General features: G+C 58.7%; 21 protein-coding genes, 1 tRNA gene, 1 other RNA gene and 1 pseudogene. 10 read left to right on the forward strand and 14 right to left on the reverse strand.

Features of this window, described 5'->3' with window-relative positions; translation table 11 throughout:
• Positions 1–13 precede the first annotated feature (13 nt).
• The 12 genes and pseudogenes from AC6CWS_RS02545 to AC6CWS_RS02600 all read right to left on the reverse strand — a co-directional run bounded on the left by AC6CWS_RS02545 (position 14) and on the right by AC6CWS_RS02600 (position 12,732).
• Positions 14–806 (reverse strand): annotated as a pseudogene (locus tag AC6CWS_RS02545) (cellulose synthase operon protein YhjQ/BcsQ).
• 1 nt (position 807) lies between these two features.
• The gene (bcsO, locus tag AC6CWS_RS02550; protein ID WP_065882872.1) at positions 808–1,338 is read right to left on the reverse strand and encodes a cellulose biosynthesis protein BcsO; all 531 of its coding nucleotides are present in this window, start codon (positions 1,336–1,338) and stop codon (positions 808–810) included.
• Positions 1,339–1,852: 514 nt separating this feature from the next.
• Positions 1,853–2,866, reverse strand: coding sequence for a dipeptide ABC transporter ATP-binding subunit DppF (dppF, locus tag AC6CWS_RS02555; RefSeq protein ID WP_023291307.1), 1,014 nt, complete (start codon positions 2,864–2,866; stop codon positions 1,853–1,855).
• A complete protein-coding gene (gene dppD / locus AC6CWS_RS02560; protein WP_023291308.1) occupies positions 2,863–3,846 on the reverse strand; it encodes a dipeptide ABC transporter ATP-binding protein in 984 nt (327 codons plus the stop codon). The genes dppF and dppD overlap by 4 nt, the downstream gene beginning before the upstream one ends.
• A 10-nt stretch (positions 3,847–3,856) precedes the next feature.
• A complete protein-coding gene (dppC, locus tag AC6CWS_RS02565) occupies positions 3,857–4,759 on the reverse strand; it encodes a dipeptide ABC transporter permease DppC (RefSeq protein WP_065882873.1) in 903 nt (300 codons plus the stop codon).
• Positions 4,760–4,768: 9 nt separating this feature from the next.
• A complete protein-coding gene (gene dppB / locus AC6CWS_RS02570; protein WP_002921786.1) occupies positions 4,769–5,788 on the reverse strand; it encodes a dipeptide ABC transporter permease DppB in 1,020 nt (339 codons plus the stop codon).
• A gap of 134 nt (positions 5,789–5,922) precedes the next feature.
• The gene (gene dppA, locus AC6CWS_RS02575) at positions 5,923–7,530 is read right to left on the reverse strand and encodes a dipeptide ABC transporter periplasmic-binding protein DppA (RefSeq protein WP_023291310.1); all 1,608 of its coding nucleotides are present in this window, start codon (positions 7,528–7,530) and stop codon (positions 5,923–5,925) included.
• Between the two features lie 838 nt (positions 7,531–8,368).
• Positions 8,369–8,501, reverse strand: a non-coding RNA gene (locus tag AC6CWS_RS02580) — RtT sRNA.
• A gap of 34 nt (positions 8,502–8,535) precedes the next feature.
• Positions 8,536–8,612: transfer RNA gene (locus AC6CWS_RS02585), tRNA-Pro, on the reverse strand.
• A 91-nt stretch (positions 8,613–8,703) separates the two neighbouring features.
• Complete coding sequence (gene eptB, locus AC6CWS_RS02590) at positions 8,704–10,398, reverse strand: kdo(2)-lipid A phosphoethanolamine 7''-transferase (protein ID WP_023291311.1); 1,695 nt, start codon at positions 10,396–10,398, stop codon at positions 8,704–8,706.
• Between the two features lie 242 nt (positions 10,399–10,640).
• Complete coding sequence (locus tag AC6CWS_RS02595; protein WP_023291312.1) at positions 10,641–11,846, reverse strand: L-lactate MFS transporter; 1,206 nt, start codon at positions 11,844–11,846, stop codon at positions 10,641–10,643.
• Positions 11,847–12,087: 241 nt separating this feature from the next.
• Positions 12,088–12,732 (reverse strand): lipase, encoded by a 645-nt coding sequence (locus AC6CWS_RS02600; protein ID WP_023291313.1) that lies wholly within the window; start codon positions 12,730–12,732, stop codon positions 12,088–12,090.
• Between the two features lie 142 nt (positions 12,733–12,874).
• On the opposite strand from AC6CWS_RS02600, the gene tag reads away from it, so the two are divergent.
• Complete coding sequence (gene tag / locus AC6CWS_RS02605) at positions 12,875–13,456, forward strand: DNA-3-methyladenine glycosylase I (protein WP_064158048.1); 582 nt, start codon at positions 12,875–12,877, stop codon at positions 13,454–13,456.
• Entirely contained in the window at positions 13,434–13,874 is a 441-nt protein-coding gene (locus AC6CWS_RS02610) for an N-acetyltransferase (RefSeq protein WP_065882875.1), read from the forward strand. Before tag ends, AC6CWS_RS02610 begins: the two co-directional genes overlap by 23 nt.
• Here the strand turns inward: AC6CWS_RS02610 and AC6CWS_RS02615 are convergent.
• Positions 13,843–16,173, reverse strand: coding sequence for a molybdopterin guanine dinucleotide-containing S/N-oxide reductase (locus AC6CWS_RS02615; RefSeq protein ID WP_101994707.1), 2,331 nt, complete (start codon positions 16,171–16,173; stop codon positions 13,843–13,845). The two genes, AC6CWS_RS02610 and AC6CWS_RS02615, sit on opposite strands and share 32 nt — an antisense overlap.
• A gap of 167 nt (positions 16,174–16,340) precedes the next feature.
• On the opposite strand from AC6CWS_RS02615, the gene AC6CWS_RS02620 reads away from it, so the two are divergent.
• The 6 genes from AC6CWS_RS02620 (at position 16,341) to ghrB (ending at position 22,304) form a co-directional block, all read left to right on the forward strand.
• Entirely contained in the window at positions 16,341–17,003 is a 663-nt protein-coding gene (locus tag AC6CWS_RS02620; RefSeq protein WP_023291317.1) for an OmpA family lipoprotein, read from the forward strand.
• 103 nt (positions 17,004–17,106) lie between these two features.
• On the forward strand, positions 17,107–18,123 hold the full coding sequence (locus AC6CWS_RS02625; RefSeq protein ID WP_023291318.1) for a LacI family DNA-binding transcriptional regulator: 1,017 nt from the start codon (positions 17,107–17,109) through the stop codon (positions 18,121–18,123).
• A gap of 111 nt (positions 18,124–18,234) precedes the next feature.
• Positions 18,235–18,984, forward strand: a complete 750-nt coding sequence (locus AC6CWS_RS02630) for a sugar phosphate isomerase/epimerase family protein (RefSeq protein WP_049013063.1) — start codon at positions 18,235–18,237, stop codon at positions 18,982–18,984.
• Positions 18,985–18,987: 3 nt separating this feature from the next.
• On the forward strand, positions 18,988–19,923 hold the full coding sequence (locus AC6CWS_RS02635; RefSeq protein WP_008806889.1) for a sugar kinase: 936 nt from the start codon (positions 18,988–18,990) through the stop codon (positions 19,921–19,923).
• A 104-nt stretch (positions 19,924–20,027) separates the two neighbouring features.
• The gene (locus AC6CWS_RS02640; protein ID WP_004205006.1) at positions 20,028–21,308 is read left to right on the forward strand and encodes an MFS transporter; all 1,281 of its coding nucleotides are present in this window, start codon (positions 20,028–20,030) and stop codon (positions 21,306–21,308) included.
• Positions 21,309–21,332: 24 nt separating this feature from the next.
• A complete protein-coding gene (gene ghrB / locus AC6CWS_RS02645; RefSeq protein ID WP_023291320.1) occupies positions 21,333–22,304 on the forward strand; it encodes a glyoxylate/hydroxypyruvate reductase GhrB in 972 nt (323 codons plus the stop codon).
• Positions 22,305–22,412: 108 nt separating this feature from the next.
• Here ghrB and AC6CWS_RS02650 read toward each other — a convergent pair whose 3' ends face one another.
• Positions 22,413–23,123, reverse strand: a complete 711-nt coding sequence (locus AC6CWS_RS02650) for a DUF3053 domain-containing protein (RefSeq protein ID WP_002921929.1) — start codon at positions 23,121–23,123, stop codon at positions 22,413–22,415.
• 160 nt (positions 23,124–23,283) lie between these two features.
• On the opposite strand from AC6CWS_RS02650, the gene AC6CWS_RS02655 reads away from it, so the two are divergent.
• Together AC6CWS_RS02655 and AC6CWS_RS02660 are read left to right on the forward strand one after the other, a co-directional pair.
• The gene (locus AC6CWS_RS02655; RefSeq protein ID WP_074442644.1) at positions 23,284–23,571 is read left to right on the forward strand and encodes a hypothetical protein; all 288 of its coding nucleotides are present in this window, start codon (positions 23,284–23,286) and stop codon (positions 23,569–23,571) included.
• A complete protein-coding gene (locus tag AC6CWS_RS02660; protein WP_023291321.1) occupies positions 23,564–24,919 on the forward strand; it encodes an MFS transporter in 1,356 nt (451 codons plus the stop codon). Before AC6CWS_RS02655 ends, AC6CWS_RS02660 begins: the two co-directional genes overlap by 8 nt.
• Positions 24,920–25,041 lie beyond the last annotated feature (122 nt).

Below are 25,041 nucleotides of genomic sequence, written 5' to 3' on the forward strand. Positions count from 1 at the left end.
GCCCTGCAATAAGTTAAAGCCCTGACATGCGTGGCTGGCTGTGCACCGTGCCATCGCCAATATGGATACCCAACAGCGAAGATATTTTTTTAGCAATAATTTCAATATCGAAGGCCGCTGCCGAGGAGGCGTTAAAGTCCAGAATCGACTTCTGCGACGCATTGGCCTCCACCACGCTTTCATCACGATGGACAATGCCAAGCAGTCGTTCGCCCAGTTTTTCTTCCATCAGGCTGGTGACGTCCCGGCTGACCTGGCGACGGCTATCGCTTTGGTTAATGACGAAATAGTGCCCATGCTTGTGATTCAGCGCCGCGCCGGTCAGGCGCTGTTTTTCCACGTGCGCCAGGGTCGACATCGAGGCGGTATCCGCCAGCAGCGGGATCAGATGCAGGTCCGCCAGACCCGTCAGCGCCTTTAGCGCCGGCGAAGGCCCTGGCGGCATATCGGCGATGGTGATCAGCCCGGGATAATTCAGCAGCGCGGAGAGACCGCGCTGGAGAAAATGGTCGTTGTGAGTCAGCTGCTCATCAAACGCCTGACACTGCGCTTCGCTCACTTCGCCATACGGCAGGACGAAAATATTGCTGCCGGCGCTCAGCACGCACTGGCTCCAGTCGTGCATTTCCAGCGCCTTCGCCACGTAGCCGCGCTCATCGTTCAGCGGCACGCCAAAATGCAAACGCAGAGCGTTCTGGACGTCAAAATCCAGCGCCAGAACTTTGCTGCCGGTCCGCGCCAGCGCATAGGCTAAATTGGCCGCAAGGGTCGTTTTCCCTACGCCACCTTTCGGTGAACAGACGCAAATCAACGGCATGTTGCGATCCTTTCCAGAAGTGATTTCAAAGGCTGGTCTTTATTTTTCGCCACCGGCTCTGCGCTTTTCGTCGCGAACAGGTGGGCATAGTTCTCGGCGGCGGGCGCGGGTCGGGGGGCCATTCTCGGCGGCGGAGCCATTGCCGGTTCAGGCGCCGGGATGGGAGGCGCAGGGGCCACCGCAGGCTCCTGCCTGACCGGCTCCGGCGCGGCTGCGGCGGTCTCCACGACCGGCTGCGGGGCCGCTGGCGCGGCAGACGCAACAGGATCAGAGGCTGGCGCCACTGCGACGGCCGCCTCTACCTGGCGGAACAGATCTGCAGGCACCGACTGCGGCAACGGCGCGGAGACCGAGCCTCCCAGCGCCAGGGAAGAGGGTTTCTCTGCACCGGGATTGAGCTGATTGAGGATCGCCCAGTCTCCATGCTCCCGCGTGGCGGCTTGCGATGAAAGATCCTGAAAGTTGAGGTTTTGCGTCCGCGTTTTTTCCTGAAAGCGCTGCAGATCATCATAATGGTTCATTGATAACCTCATGATTTTAAAAATTTCATATTAAGTTTGTTGTTATTTTCTGAGTATATTTAAAATATCGTGACGTCTCTGGTATGGCAGAAAAAGCGCCGGTGGAGACGTACCAATACACACGATTGACAGGGTTATAATAGTTTAGATTTTGATTTTCGGTGTGATTCCACGGCAGAAGTATCGCTACACTAACATTTCCCTTTGAGAAGAATAGCCCCATTTTTTAGGTATGCGTACATCCTTAAGCCCCGCAACCACCGCGCTTCCCATTCGTTTTTATATAAAGGTATTTCGCGATGATAGAATCATAGCGTCAGATAAGCGAAAGAATAAACCTGAACCATTTTAATTTCTCTTTAATTCTATAAAAATGGACTGAAAGTCTTATTTTTTCGGATAATCGACGAAGAATGCTCCGAGAGCGTGGCATTCACTGCGATAAAAGGCGATATCGTCGGATTTCATCTCCGGCGGGAGAGAAGCTCCCGGTCATCGGACCGGGAGCGTGCCATCAGGCGTGGGGCTTTTGCGGATTCTCATCCTGGTCGACGGCAAAGCAGGCCACCAGCTGGCCGCCGTAATCTTTCAGCTGCGGCTGAAGCTGGGTGCAGGGGCCGAAGCGCCGGCGGCAGCGCGCGTTGAAGGCGCAGCCCGGCGGCGGATTCAGCGGGCTCGGCAGCTCGCCGGTCAGCTTAATCCGCTCGCGACGGTCGTCCGGGTTCAGACGCGGCGTCGCCGACAACAGCGCCTGGGTGTATGGATGACGCGGATTGTTAAAGATCTGCTCCTTGGTGCCCTTCTCCACGCAGCGGCCGAGATACATCACCATCACTTCATCAGCGATATGCTCGACGACCGACAGGTCGTGGGAGATAAACACGTAGGACAGCCCTAAATCCTGCTGCAGATCCATCATCAGGTTCAGCACCTGAGCGCGTACCGAAACGTCCAGCGCGGAGACCGGCTCATCGGCAATCACCACGTCCGGATCGAGCATCAGCCCGCGGGCAATGGCGATACGCTGGCGCTGACCGCCGGAGAACATATGCGGGTAGCGATCGTAGTGCTCTGTTTTCAGGCCCACTTTCGCCATCATCGCCAGCGCTTTTTCGCGGCGCTGCTCTTTGCTCAGGCTGCTGTTAATCAGCAGCGGCTCTTCCAGAATCTGCCCCACTTTTTTACGCGGGTTCAGAGAACCGTAGGGGTTCTGGAACACAATCTGGATTTTTTGCCGCCGCAGCTTCTGCGCCTGCGGGTCGTGCTTAAGCAGATCCTGCCCCTGATAATAGAGCTCGCCGCCGGTGGGAATTTCAATCATCGTCAGCAGACGACCGAGGGTCGATTTACCGCAGCCCGACTCCCCCACCACCGCCAGCGTTTTACCGCGCTCAAGGGTAAAGGAGACGCCGTCCAGCGCCTTCACCAGCCGTTCCGGGGCGAATAACCCCTTCTTCACCGGGTAGTGTTTTTTCAGATCAATGGCCTGCAACAGCGGTTGTGGCGTGGCGGCCTTTTGCGTACTCATAATCCAGGCCTCCCGGCATCATCGAGTGGGTAGTGACATTTAGACTGGCGGCCGCCAGTGAGATCCGCGAGCGCCGGCTCTTCGCTACGACATTTATCCGTAGCATAGGGGCAGCGCGGGTTCAGCAGGCAGCCGTTGGGACGGTCATATTTCCCCGGCACCACGCCCGGCAGCGACGCCAGACGCGCTTTATCCTGGGCGAACTCCGGCAGCGCGCGCAGCAGCGCCTGGGTGTATGGATGACGCGGCGCGCGGAAAATATCCTTCGCATCGCCAGTCTCCACCACCTGACCGGCATACATAACGATAATTTTATGCGCGGCCTCGGCCACCAGCGCCAGGTCGTGGGTGATCAGCACCAGCGCCATATTCTCCTGCTGCTGCAGATCCAGCAGCAGCTCGATGATCTGCGCCTGAATGGTCACGTCCAGCGCGGTGGTCGGTTCATCGGCAATCAGCAGTTTTGGCCGACAGGCAATCGCCATCGCGATCATCACGCGCTGGCTCATCCCGCCGGAAAGCTGATGCGGATAGACGTCCAGCCGCGACGCCGGATCGGGAATGCCCACCAGGTTCAGCAGGTCGATGGCCCGCTGGCGGCGGGTTTGCTTATTGCCGCCCTGATGGACTTTAATCGCTTCCATAATCTGGTAGCCGACGGTATAGCACGGATTGAGGCTGGTCATCGGATCCTGGAAGATCATCGCCACCTCCGCCCCCACCAGCTGGCGCCGCTCTTTTTCAGAGATGCGCTGCAGATCGCGGCCGTTAAACTCCAGTTTGTCCGCCATCACCCGGCCGGGGTAATCAATCAGGCCCATAATCGCCAGCGAGCTGACGGATTTACCGGATCCAGACTCCCCGACGATGCCGACCACTTCGCCCTGCTTCACGCTATAGCTGATGCGGTCCACGGCGCGGAACGGCGCGTTTTCATCGCCGAAATGCACCGATAATTTATCTACATTCAATAACGCCATCTCGAACCTCTTACTGCTTCAGTTTGGGATCGAGCGCGTCACGCAGACCGTCACCCATCAGGTTAAATGCCAGCACCGTCAGCAGGATCGCCACGCCCGGGAAGGTCACCACCCACCAGGCGCTCTGTGCGAACTGCAATACGTCGGAGAGCATGGTGCCCCACTCCGGCGTCGGCGGCTGCGCGCCCATGCCGAGGAACCCCAGCGCGGCCATGTCGAGAATGGCGTTAGAGAAGCCCAGCGACGCCTGAACGATCAGCGGCGCGAGACAGTTAGGCAGAATATTGACGAACATCTGGCGCATCGCCCCGGCGCCCGCCACGCGGGAGGCGGTCACGTAGTCGCGGTTGACCTCCACCAGCACCGCCGCGCGCGTCAGACGCACGTAGTGCGGGAGCGCCACGAAGGTGAGCGCCAGCGAGGCGTTGACGATGGAGGGGCCGAAGATAGCCACCAGCACCAGCGCCAGCAGCAGACTCGGCAGCGCCAGCATAATATCGACGACGCGCATGATGACCGAGTCCACCACCCCGCCGAAATAGCCCGCCACCAGGCCGAGCACCACGCCGAGGATCAGCGACAGGACCACCACCAGGCAGCCCACCAACAGCGACAGGCGCGCGCCATACATCAGGCGAGACAGAATATCGCGGCCCACGTCGTCAGTGCCGAGCAGATGCGCCAGGCTGCCGCCCTCCTGCCAGAACGGGGGCGCCAGCAGCGAATCACGGAACTGATCCGCCGGGTTATACGGGGCGAGGAAGTTGGCGAACACGGCGATAATGATCATCACCGCCACGTACACCAGACCAACCACCGCCCCTTTATTGCGCTTGAAATAGTGCCAGAACTCCTGCAGCGGGGTCATGGGCACCGGCGCAGTGATAACTTTATTTTCAGTAACTTGTGACATGATGGCCCCTTACTTCTTATGCCGGATACGCGGGTTCACCACGCCGTACAGCAGGTCGACCAGCAGGTTGACGAGGATAATCATCGTCGCCACCAGCAGCACCCCGCCCTGCACCACCGGATAATCGCGACGCTGCAGCGCGTCGATCAGCCAGCGGCCTAAACCAGGCCATGAGAAAATGGTTTCCGTCAGGATGGCGCCCGCCAGCAGCGTGCCCACCTGCAGGCCAATCACCGTGACCACCGGCAGCATCGCGTTACGCAACGCGTGGATCACAATCACCCGCATCCGGGTCAGGCCTTTGGCGCGCGCGGTACGGATGTAGTCTTCGCCGAGCACTTCCAGCATCGACGACCGGGTCATACGCACGATCACCGCCAGCGGAATGGTGCCCAGCACGATGGCGGGCAGGATCATATGCATTAAGGCGTCAATAAAGTCGCCCTGCTCGCCCCAGATGGCGGTGTCGATCAGCATAAAGCCGGTCAGCGGCAGGGTATCGTCAAGGAACACCGTATCGCTGATGCGCCCGGAGACCGGCGTCAGGTTCAGCTGTACCGAAACCAGCATAATCAACATCATGCCCCACCAGAAGATAGGCATCGAGTAGCCGGTCAGCGCCAGGCCCACCGCGGTGTGGTCAAAGATGGAGCCGCGTTTTACCGCAGCCAGCACGCCCACCGGAATGCCGACGGCGACGGCGAAGATCATCGCGCAGACGCCCAGCTCAAGGGTGGCTTTAAAGCGCGGGACAAACTCCTGCCACACGGGAATGCGGCTTTTCAGCGAGATGCCTAAATCACCGTGCAGCACGCCCCAGATATAGTGGGCATATTGCTGCCACAGCGGCTTATCAAGGCCCATTTCGGCCAGCAGCTGCGCGTGACGTTCGGGGGAAATACCACGTTCGCCCGCCATAATCATCACCGGATCGCCGGGGATCATATGGACGAAGGCAAAGGTGAGAAGGGTGATACCGATAAATGTCGGGATGACAAGTCCCAGACGTCGGAGAATAAACTGCAACATAACCCGGATTCTCTCTAGTGACGTCCCGCCTGGCGACAGGGCGTCTGTATTGCTCACAAAAGCATTCCCCGGAATAGCGGGAATACGCCCCCCACCTCTCCCACGCGGGGAGAGGGGGTCAGGCATCGTGCTTATTATTCGACAGAGACGTTATCGAAGTGGTGTTTACCCAGCGGATCCACCACATAGCCTTTGACTTCTTTACGCACTGGCTCGTAAACGGTGGAGTGAGCGATGATCAGCGCCGGAGCCTGGTCATGCATCACTACCTGAGCCTGTTTGTACAGTTCAATACGCTTGTTGTGGTCGTCGGTGGCGCGGGCCGGCTGAATCAGATCTTCAAACGGCTTATAGCACCAGCGCGAGTAGTTGGAGCCGTCTTTCGCCGCGGCGCAGCTGAACAGGGTCGCGAAGAAGTTATCCGGATCCCCGTTGTCGCCGGTCCAGCCCATCATGACGGTCTGGTGCTCGCCCGCTTTCGCGCGTTTCAGATACTCGCCCCACTCGTAGGTGACGATCTTGGCCTGGACGCCAATCTTGGCCCAGTCGGCCTGGATCATCTCCGCCATACGGCGGGCGTTCGGGTTATACGGACGCTGTACCGGCATCGCCCACAGGTCGATAGTGAAGCCTTTTTCCAGGCCCGCTTCTTTCAGCAGCTGCTTCGCCTTCTCCGGATCGTAGGTGTAGTCTTTGACGTCGTCGTTATAGCCCCACATGGTCGGCGGGATCAGGTTCTTCGCCGCCTGGCCTGCGCCCTGGTAAACCGCTTTGATGATCGCTTCTTTGTTAACCGCGTAGGTCAGCGCCTGACGAACTTTCACCTCGTCCAGCGGTTTCTTCTCGGTGTTGAAGGAGAGATAACCGACGTTCAGACCCGGCTGTTCCAGCAGGGTAATGTTTTTATCTTCCTTCATGCGCGCGATGTCCGCCGGGTTAGGATACGGCATCACCTGGCACTCATTTTTCTGCAGCTTGGCGTAGCGCACGGAGGCATCCGGGGTGATGGAGAAGACCAGACGATCGATCTTCGGCTTGGTGCCCCAGTAGCCCGGGAAGGCTTTATACAGAATGCGGGAATCTTTCTGGTACTGCAGCAGCTGGAATGGACCGGTACCGATAGGATTGAGGTCTACTTTTTCCGGCGTGCCGGCTTTCAGCATGTTGTCGGCATACTCTTTAGAGAGAATGGAAGCGAAGTCCATGGCCAGGTCAGCGAGGAACGGCGCTTCCGGGCGGGTCAGGACGAACTGGACGGTTTTATCGTCCACTTTCTTCACTTCGCTAATCAGGTCTGGTAATCCCATCCCTTCAAAGTATTCATAGCTGCCGCCAGAAACTTTATGGTACGGGTTATTGGTATTCTTCTGACGATCGAAGGAGAACACCACGTCATCGGCGTTCAGGTCACGGGTTGGTTTAAAGTCTTTATTATCCTGCCACTTCACGCCCTGACGCAGGTGGAAAGTATAGGTTTTACCGTCCGCACTAACTTCCCATTTCTCAGCCAGTCCCGGAATAACTTCCGTCGTACCGGTTTTGAATTCGACCAGGCGGTTGTAGATGGGTACGGAACTGGCGTCATAGGTGGTGCCAGAGGTGAAGAGCTGTGGGTTAAAGCCTTCCGGCGAGCCTTCTGAACAATAAACCAGGGTTTTCGCTTGCACGCTGGCGGCGACGGTCATGGCGACCAGGCTCAGACCAAGCTTCAGCATCCCTGATTTCTTCAAGGAAATACTCATTATTCTGCTCCAAAACTGTGATGTTGTTTGCATATATCCGCCAGACCTTTATTTATTTTTATTCGTCATATTTCGAACCACGGATGCGGTGGCTGCGCTCGATTATCCCAGTCACATCGTTATCTATGTTCCTGGGGATTCGCAAACTTGCCGCCTTCCCGCAGCGCGAACTATTTAGAATATACCCGGTCCGGTCGGTGGTGCCCGAAGGCGTAGAGAGAGATGGGGATTCCTTTCGCAAAAACGACTGAGTTGCAGTACGGATTCTCCATGAAATGCCCCTCATGCCCTACAATCTGTCAACAGAATGGGGAAACGTCAATACAGCCAGCCGGGTTTTACATCCAGCGTGAGAAACGGCAGGCAAAGATTAAAAAAACTTCAAGACGCTATTTTCAGCAGAGAAATTTATGCTACAGGCGAATATGCAGAATAAAGACCTTATTAAGGTGCGACACCCAGTGGGAAACAATGCCAGCAAATGAGAAAAATTTCTTACTATGTGACCAATATGTGAGCGATTAATAGCGTGAACGTTAAAACGCACAGCGGAAAATGCTGCATTTAGCCATAAGCTTCGCGAAAAAAGATCTGTTCATCGATAAAAAAATGCAATGGAAGATGTCACAAAATAGCGAACAGCTGGCTGGAAATGGGGATAAAGACGTTTTTTGTGATTTTGATGGGGTTTTTGGCCAGTAGCGCGCTGATGATGCCCGGCGGCGCTGCGCTTGCGCGGGCCTACGGAACACAAGTCGAACCTCCTGCCCCCGGAGGTTCTCATCCTCACAGGCTACAGATGCAAAAAAGCCTGCTCGTTGAGCAGGCTTTTTGAATTTGGTCGGTGATAGAGGATGACTCGCCACTTTGTGGCTCGCCCTGCGGGCCGTTGCTGACGCAACGTTCTCTCGCTCCGCTCGAGTCGAACCTCCTGCCCCCGGAGGTTCTCATCCTCACTGGCCGCAGATGCAAAAAAGCCTGCTCATTGAGCAGGCTTTTTGAATTTGGTCGGTGATAGAGGATTCGAACCTCCGACCCCTTCGTCCCGAACGAAGTGCGCTACCAGGCTGCGCCAATCACCGAATGCGGGGCGCATCTTACTGCTGGGATGCACCCCCGTCAATGCCTTATTAGCAAAAAATCAATCAAGCGGCGAGAATCTCGCCACTATTGCTATTCCTTCGCCGCTTTCTTCGAAGCCGGCACGCGACACCAGTTGTTGTTCTCATTGATCCCGCCATCCGGCGAGGTATAGCCGAGGCAGCCCATAATGGTGTCGTACAGCTCGACGTGGCGTCGCGGCACCTTCATCGCGGCCTGCTGCTGCAGATGGGCGAACGCGGCGGCATGATCGGGATTCTCCAGATATTTATCCGACATCCAGACCATCATCGGCACACGGAACTGTTCCGGCGGCGCCATCTTGCGCGGCGTACCGTGCAGATGTTCGCGCTCGTTAATCGACTCGCCATGGTCGGCGGCATAGAACACAATCGCTTTCTTATCCCGCAGCTGGTCGAGGACGCTGACGATAAAGTGATCGACATAGGTCACGCTGTTGTCGTAGGAGTTAATCAGCTCCGCTTTAGAACATTTGTTGTCGACGCCGACACACTCCGGCTTCCACTGGGCGAAGCTGCGCGGATAGCGTTGGGTATAGTTAAAGTGCGAGCCTTTCGTATGCAGGATGATCAGGTGCTTACCGGAGGCGTTGCCCTGCGCCATACCGCGCTTCATCTCATCCACCAGCAGCATATCGTCAACGCTCTTGCCGCGGTTACGCGGTTCGGCGCCAATCTGCTCGCGATAGGCGATATTGTTGGCCATCGTGTTACTGTAGAACCACATCTCACTCTGCATGGCGTACAGATTGCCGCTGAAGCCCAGTTGATGCAGCACCGCAAAGACGTTCTGCTCTTTGAGGGTCCGCTGCGGATTATCCTCTGCCCCGCCCTGACGCACAAACATGCAGCGTAACGACAGCTTGGTGGCGGTATCGCACGAGTAGCCGCGGAAGGCGACCAGATTCTTCTCTTTCGCCAGCTCTGGCGTGGTGTTGCGGCTATAGCCGAGGATGCCCATATGATCCCAGCGGGTGGTTTCGCCAATGATAAACACCACGTAGGTGTCATCGAGCCCTTCCGGGGCGACGTAGGTAAATTTCTTCGCCGGGTTAATCAGCGATTTGTTGTCTGAGGATTCATCCACCTGCGCCCAGGCGTACAGCCCCAGCGCCGACAGCCAGTTCGATGGCAGGTAGGAGTTGGCGATCACCCCGCCGTAGCTCGGCATATCCACTTCAGAATGGCGCTCTACATCGTGTTGGCGCAGCTCAAGCAGGCGGATGGGGCCCCAGACGATGAGGCCGGCCAGCACCACGATCAGCACGTTTTTAACCCGCTGACCCGGGGTACGCAGTTGGCGCAGCAGCGTATGACGGCAACGGTTGCTCCAGATAAACAGCAGCGGCGGCGCGCTCACCGCCGCCAGCCAGAGGATCAGGTGCCAGCCGATGACCTCTTTCGACAGGTCGATATCGGTGGTCATCACCGAGGCGATAATCCCGTAGCCAATCACCACGTTGAGGAACGTCATGTAATAACTGGCGGCGGCGGAAAACAGAACAATCAGCGTCGCCAGAATGCGCCAGATACGGCGGCCGAACAGCGACAGAAGACGTAACAGGAAGAAGGTGACAAAGACCGTGGCCACCAGTTCAACGACACCGGAAAGCCCTTTCCAGAAAGTGAACTCTTGAGCATAACCATCGAAACGCCGAAAAAAAACGGCGACGTTCATAAACCAGCCGATGTACAGCGCCAGCCAAAAACTAAGCTTCTGCTGCGTCATCGTTCTAATATATTTCATGCAAGCAAACCTGGAAAAAGAAGAATAAAACACCGCCTGACGCTGTGGCATGAGTCAGTAGGCTAATAGGGTGCGTTAGGGTTGGTTATCAGAAACCTCTACAAAGCGCGATAAGTAGACCACAGGGAACGGGAAAAGTATCAGGAGGGAATGTGATCCAGCCAAACATTTACAAAACATTTGGCTGGATTGGCACTATTTGCTTAGGGTATTAATCAGGGGCACGTTTCACGCTGCAGGTTTCAGGCGTGCGCCTCGCTATAGACACTGCCTTTCGGCTGACGAATGGTGGTGGAAAGCGCCAGCGAAATAATCAGCAGAGCGAAGATCACGCAGAAGGTGACGTAGAAGCCCCCGAACAGCGAAGCGATGAGGGAGCCGCAGATGCTGCCGATACCAAAGCCCAGATAAATGACGCCATAGTTTTTCGCCAGGTTGTTCAGACCGAAGAATTCACTGACCAGCGACGGGAAGACGGTGATGGTTCCGCCGAAGTTAAAGGCGACGCAGGCAATCGCGGCGAAAAAGGTCATGGCATTCAGCGGAGCGAACAGCAGCGCGGCCATCCCCACCAGCGACACCACCTGACCGAGGGTGATCACGCGAATGCGGGAGATTTTATCGGACAGGATACCTAACACCAGGCGACCGCTAAGGTTAGCGATTGAGATAACCGTTACCGCATTGGCCGCCGTGGCGACATCCAGATGGACCATCCCCTGCGCGATATCTTTCGCCACGCCAATCACATACAGACCGCTCATGCAGGCCGTCAGGAACATCACCGCCAGCATCCAGTACTGCGGTTTACGCATCGATTCGGCGAGAGTAAAGTCGTTTTCCACGACGCCGTTGGCCGCGGTGGTCGCCGTATGATTTGGCGCATCTTTCATCAGGGTCGCGCCAAAGACGATCATCACCAGCACGATAGCGCCCCAGATGACGAAGGTTTTTTCCAGACCGACGGTGGCCAGCAGATGAGTATCAATGAATTTGAACCCCAGGCTGCCGAGGCCATAGGAACCGATGGAGAAGGCGGAAATCAGCCCTTTGCGTTCCGGGAACCACTTCACGCAGTTCGACAGGGTCAGCAGATAACCGGCGCCGTCCGCCAGCCCCACCAGCACGCCCGCGCTCAGCCACAGCATCATCAGGCTGTTGGAGTGCGCGGTCAGGAAGAAGCCCAGTCCGAGCAGGATCCCGGAGGCCATGGTGACGCGCTTCACGCCGAAACGCTCCTGCAGCTTGCCGGCGACCGACGAGGAGAGCGCCAGCCCGAGGCTCAGCAGGCCAAAGGAGAAGGCGACCTGGCTCACCGGTTCGCCCAGTTTGTCAGACAGTGAACTGTTAAACAGGCTCCAGGTATAAACCGAACCGAGAGCGAATTGGGTGATGATGGTGCCGATAAGCGTAAGCCAGCGGGTCGATTGACGGTTTGCAGCGTTCATAGCAGTTGTCCTGATAAATTAACTGCCGCCACAATAGCGAAGGCCCCTCATCCAGTGGGGGAAAAAGGCATGAACTGCCATCAGCAGGGAATGAAATGCATTAATGGCGGAATGAATGGCATTGCATGACATTCATTCCGCGAATATCAGCAAAAAAGTTAGTGTGCGCTATCTCACAGAAATGCGCCATTACTGAGATTTAACAATAACCGCATCGTTTCAAACGCGTAACAATCCCCGCTCAAAAGTTGGCGCTGACCCCCATCAGATAGAGCGTATTTTCCCCCGACGGGACATTATCCGCCTGCGACAGGGTGGCCCATGCCGCCACATGCGATCCCAGCGGCATATCGGCGCCCAGGGTGACATCACTCCAGCCGCCCTCTCTGGCGCGAGTGGTCGGCGACCAGGCATCGCTGGCGAGCGACTGGTTATAGCTCACCTGAGCCCAGGGGTGCACGCCCCACAGCGACTGATAATCCATACGCCAGCCGAGCGTGTTGACATATCCCGTCTCGCCAACGCTTTTCGTCGCCGGCGCGCTGTAGTCGCTGCGCAGGCTGGCCACCGGCCCGGAGGTCATGCCGTTTGCCAGCAGATAATTCCAGCCGACGCTCATCCCACGGCTGCTGTCAGGCGGCGCCAGCCCCTGGTTTAACGCCAGTCCGCCCGGCGTTTCAGACGACTTCATCCGCTCGGCGAGGATATCTTCATAGCGTGGTTGGTGATCGCTATCCCATGTATAACGTTCCGACGTATTACTTTTTGTATCGATAGCGATATATTCCTGTTGCCAGGCATTCGCTCCAGAGACACACGATACCCAGACGGATACGCACACCGGGAACAAGAACCCCCGGAGGCCATTGCATTTCTTTATTATCATTAATGCGACTCCAGAAAAGAGCCGAATCGGCATTATTGCTGTGTTTTTTTGGGGATACGATTTCCCTGTATTAACTATTATCTTTATCTTTCAGTCGTCAAGCCGGGGCGTCCACTTTTTTAGCGCAGAGGGAGAAATAGCTATGCAGCGTTGCGGATGGGTGAGTCAGGATCCGTTATATATCGAGTATCACGATACCGAATGGGGTGTCGCGCAAAAAGCGTCCCAGCGGCTGTTTGAAATGATCTGCCTTGAAGGCCAGCAGGCCGGGTTGTCGTGGATCACGGTGTTAAAAAAACGGCAGAACTATCGCCAGGCTTTTCACCAGTTCGATCCGGTGCGCGTGGCGGCGATGGGGGACGATGATGTCGAGCGGCTGCTACAGGATACCGGGATTATCCGCCATCGGGGAAAAATCCAGGCCATTATCGGCAACGCCCGGGCGTATCTGGCGATGGAGGAAAATGGCGAGTCGTTCACTGATTTTGTCTGGTCTTTCGTCGACAATGCGCCGCAGGTCACCCGCGCGGCGACACTGGCGGAGATCCCGACCACGACGCCGGCCTCTGATGCGCTTTCTAAAGCGTTGAAAAAACGCGGCTTTAAGTTTGTCGGTTCGACAATCTGTTACTCTTTTATGCAGGCCTGCGGGCTGGTCAACGACCATGTCACCGGCTGCTTCTGTCACCCGGGAGGTCAGGATGATCCGCAAGTGGGTCGCTAAAGATAATACACCGCTGCTGGCCCTGTGGCTGGATAGTACGATCCATGCCCATCCCTTTATCAGCGAAAGCTACTGGCGCGACAGCGTCGCGGTGGTACGGGACGTCTATCTTCCCGCCGCCAGCACCTGGGTCTGGGAGCGCGACGGAGAGCTAAAAGGCTTTGTCAGCGTGCTGGAGTCCCGCTTCGTCGGCGCGCTGTTCGTCGCGCCGGACGCCATCCGCCAGGGCATTGGCCAGGCGCTGCTGGATGAAGTCAAGCAGCACTACGCCTGGCTTAGCCTTGAGGTTTACCAGAAAAACGAATCAGCGGTCAGTTTCTACCATGCGCAAGGCTTCCGCATTGAAGATTGCGCATGGCAGGACGATACTCAACACCCCACCTGGATTATGCGCTGGCCGGCGGATCAAATGCTGTAAGCGGCAGCGCCGGGCCGGTATATTTCTCCAGCCACGCCAGGGCGGTGTTCCCGGCACAGCCGTTGCCCAGCCGGGATGTCGGGATATCTTTGGTTAAGACGTTCACCGCCCCGTTTTTGCAGATGCCCGCCACCGGATCCAGGTCGGGCCACGCCCCTTCATGCAGGCATATCACCCCCGGGCGGATCCCCTCCGTCACCACCGCGCCGGCCAGCACCTGACCGCGGGCGTTCCACACCCGCACCAGATCGCCATCGGCAATCCCCCGCGCCCGGGCATCCTGCGGATGAATAGTCAACGGTTCACGTCCGGCGACGGCATAGCGTTCGCGCAGCGCGGAGTAGTTCAGTTGACTGTGCAGACGGTGTGCCGGATGGGCCGACAGCAGCTGCAGCTGCCCCGCCTCGGCGTTGCCATGCCACTCGTCGGGCTCCAGCCACATCGGGTGCGGCGGGCAGTCGGCGTAGCCAAAGGCGGCGATGGTCGGCGAGTGGATCTCAATTTTACCGCTCGCCGTTTTCAGCGAGTTGGCCAGGGGATCGTCGCGGAAGGCGGCGAAGCGGATGAAACGGGCATTCTCCGGCGCCTCCGGCATCTCAATCAGCTGGTTAGCCTGCCAGAATTCGGCAAACGGCGGCAGCGTCACCTGCTGCTGGGCGCCGCGCCGGGCGGCCATCTGATAGAAGGTCTCCAGCCACTGCAGATCGCTCTTCCCTTCGGTAAAGCGCTCGCGGCCGCCCGCCTCCCAACGTTCGCTGAGGTCGGCAAAGACCGCGAAATCATCGCGCGCTTCACCCCGCGGGGCGACCACCTGCTTCATCGGCACCAGATGCTGATTGCTGTAGTCCCCGGTCATCGTCAGATCGTTGCGCTCAAACGAGGTGGTCGCCGGCAGAACGATATCGGCATGACGCGCGGCGGCGGTCCAGAAGCATTCGGAGATGACGATAAGCTCTGGCTTCTGCCAGGCCTGAATCAGGCGATTGGTATCCTGGTGATGGGTAAAGTTGGCGCCGCCGGCCCACCAGATAAAGCGAATATCGGGGAAGCGCCGCGCCATGCCGTTGTGCTGATACTCCGCACCCGGATGCTCCAGCGCCTCGACAATCCGCGCGACCGGGATCTTCTCCACAGCGTCCACGCCTCCGGCCACGCTCCCCTGCATCGAGCCCAGCACCGCCGCGCGGCGGGTCGGGTTGCCGCCGTTGGCGAAATGGTAGGAAAGTCCAAACCCGCCCCCGGGGGTGCCAATCTGCCCCAGCATCGCGGCCAGGGTGACCAACATCCAGTGTTTCTGCTCGCCATACTGCTGGCGCTGCATGCCCCAGCCAGACATCAGCATGGTGGTGTTTTCGTGGAAAAGTTTCGCCAGTTCGCGGATCTTATCAGCTGAGACGCCGCAAATAGCCGCCGCCCAGTCGGCGGTTTTCGCCACGCCGTCGCTTTCACCGGTCAGATAGCGGGCAAAAATCTCGTAGCCGCTGGCGCAGCGGGCAAGAAACTCGTCGTCCTGCCAGCCATTCTCCACCAGCGTATGGGCGATACCCAGCATCAACGCGACGTCGGTGCCCATATGCGGCGCGATCCACTCCATCGAATCGCCAAAGAAATCGACCGTTTCCGATCGCATCGGATCGATGCAGATCAAGCGCTTTCCGCTCTGGCGTAGCCGGTCGAACCACGGGATACCCTGCTCGTCGGAGGCGTTCCAGGCAATTTTCAGCGTGTTCAGCGGGTTGGCGCTCCACAGCACCACTACCTCGCTGTGCTCCAGCACCAGCGGCCAGCTGGTCTGCTGCTGATATACCTCATTGCCGCCCACGACGTAAGGCATGATCGCCTGCGCCGCGCCGGTGGAGTAATCCCCGAGATGGCCGGTGTAGCCGCCCGCCAGGCTCATATAGCGCTGCAGCAGGGTGGCCGCCTTATGCAGGACGCCGTTAGAACGCCAGCCGTAGGAGCCGGCAAAAATGGAGGCCGGTCCATAGCTTTCGCGGATCCGACGATGCTGGGCATCGATCAGATCCAGCGCCTGCTCCCAGCTCACCCGCACAAATTCATCCTGACCGCGGACCCCCTGGGGCTTGTCCGGAGAGGCGAGAAAGCCTTTGCGCACCATCGGGTAGCGCACGCGGGTTTTGCTGTGCACCTGGTCGCGCACCGCCGTTTGCAGCGAATTGGCAAACGGCGTCGCCAGCGCGCCGCGGGAGGAGAGGACGTTTTCCCCGTCCGTTTCCACCAGCATCGGTCCCCAGTGGGCGGCGGTTAAAATGGTTTTGGTTGCAGATGAGGTTGGCAAAGGCGGCTCCTGGTCAGCGAAGGCAGGTGTGGTGACGGCGCGAATCGGCGCCGTTCAATGTTATTTACAAAATGAGATGGTATGCGGGGAATTTTCTACGTATTCGCGCGTCATAATCAACCGTCACGTTCGCTGTGGCAAAGAATAAAAAGGATTAAGGACATTAAATGAAAAAACGCGTACTTATGATTGCGGCTCTGGTCAGCGGCACCCTGGCCGTTTCCGGCTGCACCACCAACCCCTATACCGGTGAGCGTGAAGCTGGCAAATCCGGTATTGGCGCAGGTATTGGCTCCTTAGTGGGCGCTGGCGTCGGCGCGCTTTCCTCCTCCAAACACGACCGCGGCAAAGGCGCGCTGATTGGCGCAGCGGCAGGCGCGGCGCTGGGCGGCGGCATTGGCTACTACATGGACGTGCAGGAAGCGAAGCTGCGCGACAAAATGCAGGGAACCGGGGTCAGCGTGACGCGAAATGGTGACAACATCGTGCTGAACATGCCGAATAACGTCACTTTCGACAGCAACAGCGCCAACCTGAAACCGGCCGGCGCCAACACCCTGACCGGCGTGGCCATGGTGCTGAAAGAGTATGAGAAAACCGCCGTTAACGTTGTCGGCTACACCGACAGCACCGGCAGTAAGGACCTGAATATGCGTCTGTCGCAGCAGCGTGCTGACAGCGTCGCCAGCGCGCTGATCACCCAGGGCGTGGCGGCCAACCGCATTCGCACCACCGGCATGGGCCCGGCGAACCCCATCGCCAGCAACAGCACGGCGGAAGGCAAGGCGCAGAACCGTCGCGTGGAAATCACCCTCAGCCCGCTGCAATAAGCGCATCCTCATGTTGCCCGGCCGCGCCTCTGCCGGGCAAAATGCTTGATATCGCTATTTTTCGCGCTAAGGTGTTGGCAGATTTTCAGCAAAGGAAGCCACCATGGCGAAAGCGGCGCGTGCAACCATTAGCGATGTGGCGAAAGCCGCAAAGACCGGCAAAACCAGCATTTCACGGTATCTTAACGGCGAGAAGCATCTGCTTTCCGACGATCTGTTATCACGTATTGAACAAGCCATTGCCGAACTCGACTACCGCCCCAGCCTGATGGCCCGCGGCCTCAAGCACGGCCGAACCCGCCTCATCGGCCTGATCATCGCCGATATCACCAACCCCTATTCGGTCAACGTTATGAGCGGCATTGAAGCGGCCTGCCGGGAAAAGGGCTTCACTCTGCTGGTGTGTAACACCAATAACGAGCTTGATCAGGAGCTGCACTACCTCGACCTGCTGCGCAGCTACCAGGTGGAAGGCATCGTGGTCAACGCGGTCGGCATGCGGGAGGATGGCCTGAACCGCCTGCAGCAGTCGGCCCTGCCGATGGTGCTGATTGACCGTAAAATCCCCGATTTCGCCTGCGATGTGGTCGGGCTTGATAACGCCCAGGCTGCCACCACCGCCACCGAACACCTGGTGGAGAAAGGCTTTGAGGCCATCCTGTTTCTTAGCGAACCGCTGGGGTCGGTCAATACCCGCCGCGAGCGCCTGAGCGCCTTCCGCGCCACGCTCACCCGCCACCACGGCGTGGTGGCCGAAAACGCCGAAGTGCAGCTCAACGACGGCGCGATGATGGACAACGTCCTGCGCCAGTTCCACGCCCGCCACCGCGGGATGCGCAAAGCGGTGATCTCCGCCAACGGCGCACTGACGCTGCAGGTGGCCCGCGCCCTGAAGCGCGTCGGCCTGATCTGGGGCAGCGATATCGGCCTGCTGGGCTTCGACGAACTGGAGTGGGCGGAGCTGGCTGGCGTCGGCATCACCACCCTCAAACAGCCGACGTGGCAGATCGGCTACGCGGCGGTGGAACAGGTGATTCGGCGCATTGCTGGCAGTAACGACCCCATCTGCGAGCGGGTCTTCTCCGGCGAGCTTATCGTCCGCGGATCAACTTCCCGTTAACGATCCTTCGTGATGCCGATCATAAATTAAACATCTCGCCCTTTCTTATGGAACCGATACCATCTAGCGTAATAAGGAGATTAAGCAACAAACGCCGGGAGTAAGAGCGCGATGGCCAGAAAAATTATTGTCGTTACCGCTGCGTATGGTAATGACCATGTTAAATCCTTAGGCGGCCAGGCCGCCGTCCTGCCGTTTATCGCCGACGCCGGCGCGGACGGCGTCGAAATCCGCCGCGAGCTGTTCAGCGCCGAAGAGCTCAACGCCCTGCCGACGCTGGCCGCCACCATTGAGCGCCACGGCCTGCTGGCCTGCTACTCCGCGCCCCAGGCGCTGTTCGCCGACAACGGCGAGCTTAACCCGCATCTCCCGACGCTGCTCGCGGAAGCGCAGACTCTTAACGCCCTGTGGCTGAAGCTCTCCCTTGGCCATTTCCGCCACAACCAGCAGCTCGACGAACTGCGCGATATCCTCAGCGACAGCGGCATGGCGCTGGTGGTGGAGAATGACCAGACCGACTGCGGCCAGTTGGCGCCGATGCAGCGCTTCAAAGCCGCCTGTCGGGTCCATCAGCTGCCGATCACCTTAACGTTTGATATGGGCAACTGGCTGTGGGTCGGCGATTCGCCGGAAGAGGCCGCCCGCCATCTTGCGCCGGCGGTCAGCTATATTCATGTAAAAGCGGCGGAGCCTCATCAGGAGAAGTTCCGCGCTGTGCCGCCGGATCAGGCCGCCGACCGCTGGCTGGCCCTGCTCGATAATCTTCCCGCCGACGCGCCGCGTGGAATCGAGTTTCCGCTGACTGGCCATGACCTGACGGCCGTGACCCGCCGCTACGTCAACCTGTTACGCGAGGAATAAGCCGTGGAAAATTTAGATGTCATCACCATCGGCGAAGCTATGGCCATGTTTGTCGCCACCGAAACCGGCGATCTGGCCGAGGTGGAGCATTTTATGAAACGTGTCGCCGGCGCTGAGCTGAACGTCGCCACCGGCCTGGCGCGCCTGGGTCTGAAGGTCGGCTGGGTCAGCCGCGTCGGCAACGACAGCTTTGGCCGCTTCGTACTGCAATCGCTGGCGAAAGAGGGGATCGATAGCCACGCTGTCGCCATCGACAACCGCTTCGCTACCGGTTTCCAGATGAAATCGAAAGTCGAAAATGGAACCGATCCCATTGTGGAATATTTCCGTAAAGGTTCTGCCGCCAGCCATCTGTCGCCGGACGATTTTCGCGCCGACTACTTCACCAGCGCCCGTCATCTGCACCTGAGCGGCGTGGCCGCCGCGCTCTCTGAAAGCTCATATGCGCTGCTGGAGCATGCGGCGAAGGTCATGAAAGCCGAGGGCAAAACCCTCTCTTTCGACCCCAATCTGCGGCCGGTGCTGTGGAAAAGCGAAGCCGAGATGGTGGAGAAACTCAACCGTCTCGCCTTCCAGGCTGACTGGGTTTTGCCAGGCTTAAAAGAGGGCGTCATCCTCACCGGCCAACAGACCCCGGAAGGGATCGCCGATTTCTATCTCTCGCGCGGCGTCAAGGCGGTGGTCATTAAAACCGGCTGCGACGGCGCCTGGTTCAAGAGCGCCAGCGGCGAACAGGGAACGGTTGATGCCATCAAAGTCGAAAACGTCGTCGATACCGTCGGCGCCGGCGACGGCTTTGCCGTCGGGGTGATTAGCGCCCTGCTGGAAGGCAAAACCCTGCTTCAGGCGGTGAACCGCGGCAATAAAATCGGTTCGCTGGCCATTCAGGTCCAGGGCGACAGCGAGGGGCTGCCCACCCGCGACGCGCTGGGCGAATAACATTTATACGCAACAATAACAGCCGTCCTGTACCCTACCTGCAGCGCGGCACAGCAGCGTCCGTTTCGACGGACGTATGTCACCTCATTGACAGAGGCAAGCCTATGAATAGCTCAACAAATGCAACGAAACGCTGGTGGTACATCATGCCTATCGTGTTTATCACGTATAGCCTGGCGTACCTTGACCGCGCCAACTTCAGCTTCGCCTCCGCGGCAGGCATTACCGAAGACCTGGGCATCACCAAGGGGATCTCCTCCCTGCTGGGGGCCCTGTTCTTCCTCGGCTACTTCTTCTTCCAGATCCCCGGCGCTATCTATGCGGAGCGCCGCAGCGTTCGCAAACTGATCTTTATCTGCCTGATCCTGTGGGGCGGCTGCGCCTCCCTGACCGGGATTGTGCATAATATCCCGGCGCTGGCGGCCATTCGCTTTATCCTCGGCGTCGTCGAAGCGGCGGTGATGCCGGCGATGCTGATCTATATCAGCAACTGGTTCACCAAATCCGAGCGCTCGCGGGCCAACACCTTCCTGATCCTCGGCAACCCGGTGACGGTCCTGTGGATGTCGGTGGTCTCCGGCTACCTGATTCAGGCCTTCGGCTGGCGGGAAATGTTCATCATCGAAGGGGTGCCGGCGGTGATCTGGGCCTTCTGCTGGTGGGTGCTGGTGAAAGATAAACCGTCGCAGGTATCCTGGCTGGCGGAGAGTGAAAAAGCCGCGCTGCAGGAACAACTGGATCGTGAACAGCAGGGCATCAAAGCGGTGCGTAACTATGGCGAGGCCTTCCGCTCCCGCAACGTGATCCTGCTCTGCGCTCAGTACTTTGCCTGGAGCATCGGCGTGTACGGTTTTGTACTGTGGCTGCCGTCGATTATCCGCAGCGGCGGCGAAAATATGGGGATGGTGGAAGTGGGCTGGCTCTCTTCGGTTCCGTACCTGGCGGCGACTATCGCCATGATCGTGGTCTCCTGGGCCTCCGATAAAATGCAGAACCGTAAACTGTTCGTCTGGCCGCTGCTGCTGATTGGCGGACTGGCCTTCATCGGCTCCTGGGCGGTCGGCGCCAACCACTTCTGGGTCTCTTACACCCTGCTGGTGGTGGCTGGTGCGGCAATGTATGCGCCTTACGGCCCCTTCTTCGCCATTATTCCGGAAATGCTGCCACGCAACGTCGCCGGCGGCGCGATGGCGCTGATCAACAGCATGGGCGCCCTGGGCTCCTTCTGCGGCTCGTGGTTTGTCGGCTACCTGAACGGCGCCACCGGCAGCCCCGCAGCTTCCTATATTTTTATGGGGGTGGCGCTTTTCGCCTCAGTATGGCTGACTTTGATTGTTAAGCCTGCTAATAATCAAAACCTTCCACTTGGCGCTCATCACGCCTGAACGACTCACACTACGGAGATTCGCATGAAGCCGTCTGTCATTCTCTATAAAACGCTTCCCGACGACCTGCTACAGCGTCTGGAGGAGCACTTTTCCGTCACTCAGGTGAAAAACCTGCGGCCGGAGACCGTTTCGCAGCACGCTGAGGCCTTCGCCCAGGCTGAGGGCCTGCTGGGCTCCAGCGAAAAGGTTGACGCCGCGCTGCTGGAGAAGATGCCGAAGCTGCGTGCGACCTCCACCGTGTCCGTTGGCTATGACAACTTCGACGTCGAGGCGCTGAACGCCCGCCGGGTGCTGCTGATGCATACCCCGACCGTGCTGACCGAGACAGTCGCCGACACGATCATGGCGCTGGTGCTGAGCACCGCCCGCCGGGTGGTGGAAGTGGCGGAGCGCGTCAAAGCGGGCGAGTGGACGAAGAGCATTGGGCCAGACTGGTTCGGCACCGACGTACACCATAAAACCTTAGGTATCGTCGGCATGGGCCGCATCGGCATGGCGCTGGCGCAGCGCGCCCACTTCGGGTTCGGCATGCCGATCCTGTACAACGCGCGCCGCCAGCATCCGCAGGCAGAAGAGCGCTTCAACGCCCGCTATTGCGATCTCGATACCCTGCTGCAGGAAGCCGATTTTGTCTGCCTGATCCTGCCCCTGAGCGAAGAGACCCACCATCTGTTCGGTCAGGCGCAGTTCGCCAAAATGAAATCTTCCGCCATCTTTATTAACGCCGGGCGCGGCCCGGTGGTCGATGAGCAGGCGCTGATCGCCGCCCTGCAGGCGGGGGAGATTCACGCTGCCGGCCTTGATGTCTTCGAGCACGAGCCGCTGGCTAAAGATTCGCCGCTGCTGAGCCTGCCGAACGTCGTCGCGCTGCCGCATATCGGCTCCGCCACCCATGAGACGCGCTACAACATGGCGGCCTGCGCGGTGGATAACCTGATCGATGCCCTGAACGGCAAGGTCGAGAAAAACTGCGTCAATCCGCAGGTAAAATAAGCCATAAAAAAACCCGGGTAGCGGCGGCCATCGCCCTCCCCGGGTTCTTTTTGCATTCTGTCCGTCATCCAGCCCGTTCGCCGCAGCTCACGTCAGCCAGACGGGGCATTAGCGGGTGGCGTTCACCGCCGCCGTCCATGCCTGATTAAACGCTTGATGCTGCGCCGCCAGCGGCCCAATCAGCGCATTATACTGGCTGGCCTGCTGCGAGGTCGGGAACTGAATGCCGTTGGCCACAAAGCTCACCTGGGTCCCCTGCTGAGCGACAAAATCCCCCACCTGAACCAGCTGCTGGGTAAAGATCTGCGCGGCCGGGATCAGCGGCTGCAGCGCGTCGGCTGGCGCGGTGACGACCTTGGCATATACCTGATCAAAGACCGGCTTGAGATCGTCAGCCTGCTTCAGAGCGCCATGCGCGGCATCAGCCTGCATTTTGGCATTCTGCAGCTGCTGGCTGAGCACGCCCAACGCGCCGTTCGCCTGACGCAGCGGCTCGCGCTGGGTCATATAGTCCTGCGGAACACGGATCGCATTGACGCTATCCACCACCGGGCGCAGACCAGCGTCCATCGCCTGGCTCACCTGCTGCGAGTAGCCGTAGATCACCGCGTAGTCAGAGACAAACGGCCCAAACTGTTTTTTCTGATCGGCGGTCAGCGTCGGCAGTCGTTCACCGCTACGCATCGCCGTATTCTGCAGGAAGTCGATAAACGCTTTGCGCTGATCGCCCTCTTTATCAAAACACCCACTCAGGCTAACCACCATTAATAAGGCCGCCATAGCCGCAAACCAGCGAGAGCAGGACTTTCCTGTCGCCATTTTTTTACTCCTTTCAGCCAAAAAAAGCGCACAAAGACACACACGTGCCAGACGCTGACAAGGATAGTCCAGCTCGGCCTCGCAGGATACCCTTTACTGCTAATCTTACGCAGGAAAAACGCCATTCCATACGCCGCTATCGCCGCCTGGCGCGTCTGTTATGCGCATCACAAATATGCGCTTTAAATCAGGCCGACGCATATCACGTAACTTATTGATATTCTTTAAACAAAAAATCCATCAACCGGCGCCTCGCCCGGAAGCGGACGATAATCGCACGCTTTGGCGCCCGCCCGGATTGCCTGGTCAGCGCTTCAATGATTTGATGAATGAGCGATTAACGGCGATGCGTTCGATTATCGCACAAACCAATCTCAACGACGCGAAGGCGACGATAATAACAAACCTCTGTCCCTCGCTCAGTCTGCCAGGAAAGCCGTATGACTAAGACAACCATCGACATTCAGGCCTTTATCAACGAGCACCCCTTCACCCGCTACCAGTGGATGATCCTCGCGCTCTGCTTCATCACCGTCGCGATGGACGGGTTCGACACCGCGATCATCGGATTCATCGCCTCCGACCTGGTCCAGGAATGGGGCGTGGAAAAATCAGCCCTCGGCCCGGTGATGAGCGCCGCGCTGGTTGGCCTGGCGGTCGGCGCGTTAACCGCGGGACCACTGGCTGACCGTATCGGCCGCAAGAAAGTACTGATTATGTCGATCGTGGTGTTCGGCGGATTCAGCCTGCTCACCGCCTTTGCCACCAGCCTTAACCAGCTGACGCTGCTGCGCTTCCTGACCGGCCTGGGCCTCGGCGCGGCGATGCCCAATGCCGCGACGCTAATGAGCGAATATGCGCCGGAGCGCCGTCGGGCGCTGCTGGTGAACCTGATGTTCGTCGGCTTTCCGATGGGATCGTCGCTGGGCGGCTTTTTATCCGCCTGGATGATCCCGCACTATGGCTGGCAGAGCGTGCTGGTGCTGGGCGGCGTGATGCCTCTCCTGCTGGCGGTGGCCTTAATTTTCCTGCTGCCGGAGTCCGCCCGCTATCTGGTGGTGAAGCGTCAGCCGGCGCAGCGCATTGCCGCCATCCTGCGGCGTATCGCGCCGCTGCCGGAGGCGGTGGAATTTGAGCTGCGCGAAGCAGGCCAGGTGAAAGAGAAGTCGGCTATCGGCGTCATTTTCTCCCCGCGCTACGCAGTGGGTACCGTGATGCTGTGCCTGACCTACTTCATGGGTCTGCTGATCTTCTATCTCCTGACCAGCTGGCTGCCGCTGCTGATCCGTGAAACCGGCGCATCAATGAGTCAGGCCTCAATTATCACCGCGCTGTTCCCGCTCGGCGGCGGAATTGGCGTGCTGATCCTCGGCGCCCTGATGGACAAGATCAACCCCAATAAGGTGGTAGCCGTCGGCTGGCTGCTGACCGGCGTTTTCGTCTGTCTGGTCGGCTTCTCCACCAGCAGCCTGGCGCTGATGGGAGTGATGGTGTTTATCGCCGGCAGTATTATGAACGGCGCGCAGTCGTCGATGCCGGCGCTGGCGGCAGGCTTCTACCCGACGCAAGGGCGCGCCACCGGCGTCGCCTGGATGCTGGGAATCGGCCGCTTCGGCGGGATCCTCGGTGCGTTCAGCGGCGCCTTCCTGATGCAGGCCCAGCTCTCTTTTGAGACCATTTTCACTCTGCTGGCCATCCCGGCGTTCCTGTCAGCCATCGCGCTGCTGATTAAATACCGGGTCAGTAAATCAGCGCCCGTGGCGACAGAGGACGCGAGAGGTCTGCAGAAAGCCTGATCGATAAGCCGGCGGCCCGCGCCGGCTTTGCCGCTTTTTTCTTATCCGTTTACAAAAATTTTCGAAGCCACGCCATCGCGTTAGTAATCATTCTCTTAGGCCCCGTTGCCGTTTGGCTGACG

Source organism: Klebsiella sp. M041, from assembly GCF_059759695.1.

Coding starts and splice junctions, on each gene's coding strand:
- AC6CWS_RS02610 (WP_065882875.1), top strand. CDS start 13,434: ATGATCCGCAAGTGGGTCGCTAAAGATAATACACCGCTGCTGGCCCTG.
- AC6CWS_RS02600 (WP_023291313.1), bottom strand. CDS start 12,732: ATGATAATAAAGAAATGCAATGGCCTCCGGGGGTTCTTGTTCCCGGTG.
- dppA (WP_023291310.1), bottom strand. CDS start 7,530: ATGAGTATTTCCTTGAAGAAATCAGGGATGCTGAAGCTTGGTCTGAGC.
- AC6CWS_RS02655 (WP_074442644.1), top strand. CDS start 23,284: ATGCGCATCACAAATATGCGCTTTAAATCAGGCCGACGCATATCACGT.
- AC6CWS_RS02595 (WP_023291312.1), bottom strand. CDS start 11,846: ATGAACGCTGCAAACCGTCAATCGACCCGCTGGCTTACGCTTATCGGC.
- dppF (WP_023291307.1), bottom strand. CDS start 2,866: ATGAGTACGCAAAAGGCCGCCACGCCACAACCGCTGTTGCAGGCCATT.
- dppC (WP_065882873.1), bottom strand. CDS start 4,759: ATGTCACAAGTTACTGAAAATAAAGTTATCACTGCGCCGGTGCCCATG.
- AC6CWS_RS02620 (WP_023291317.1), top strand. CDS start 16,341: ATGAAAAAACGCGTACTTATGATTGCGGCTCTGGTCAGCGGCACCCTG.
- AC6CWS_RS02660 (WP_023291321.1), top strand. CDS start 23,564: ATGACTAAGACAACCATCGACATTCAGGCCTTTATCAACGAGCACCCC.
- eptB (WP_023291311.1), bottom strand. CDS start 10,398: ATGAAATATATTAGAACGATGACGCAGCAGAAGCTTAGTTTTTGGCTG.
- AC6CWS_RS02630 (WP_049013063.1), top strand. CDS start 18,235: ATGGCCAGAAAAATTATTGTCGTTACCGCTGCGTATGGTAATGACCAT.
- AC6CWS_RS02640 (WP_004205006.1), top strand. CDS start 20,028: ATGAATAGCTCAACAAATGCAACGAAACGCTGGTGGTACATCATGCCT.
- dppB (WP_002921786.1), bottom strand. CDS start 5,788: ATGTTGCAGTTTATTCTCCGACGTCTGGGACTTGTCATCCCGACATTT.
- tag (WP_064158048.1), top strand. CDS start 12,875: ATGCAGCGTTGCGGATGGGTGAGTCAGGATCCGTTATATATCGAGTAT.
- ghrB (WP_023291320.1), top strand. CDS start 21,333: ATGAAGCCGTCTGTCATTCTCTATAAAACGCTTCCCGACGACCTGCTA.
- bcsO (WP_065882872.1), bottom strand. CDS start 1,338: ATGAACCATTATGATGATCTGCAGCGCTTTCAGGAAAAAACGCGGACG.
- dppD (WP_023291308.1), bottom strand. CDS start 3,846: ATGGCGTTATTGAATGTAGATAAATTATCGGTGCATTTCGGCGATGAA.
- AC6CWS_RS02625 (WP_023291318.1), top strand. CDS start 17,107: ATGGCGAAAGCGGCGCGTGCAACCATTAGCGATGTGGCGAAAGCCGCA.
- AC6CWS_RS02650 (WP_002921929.1), bottom strand. CDS start 23,123: ATGGCGACAGGAAAGTCCTGCTCTCGCTGGTTTGCGGCTATGGCGGCC.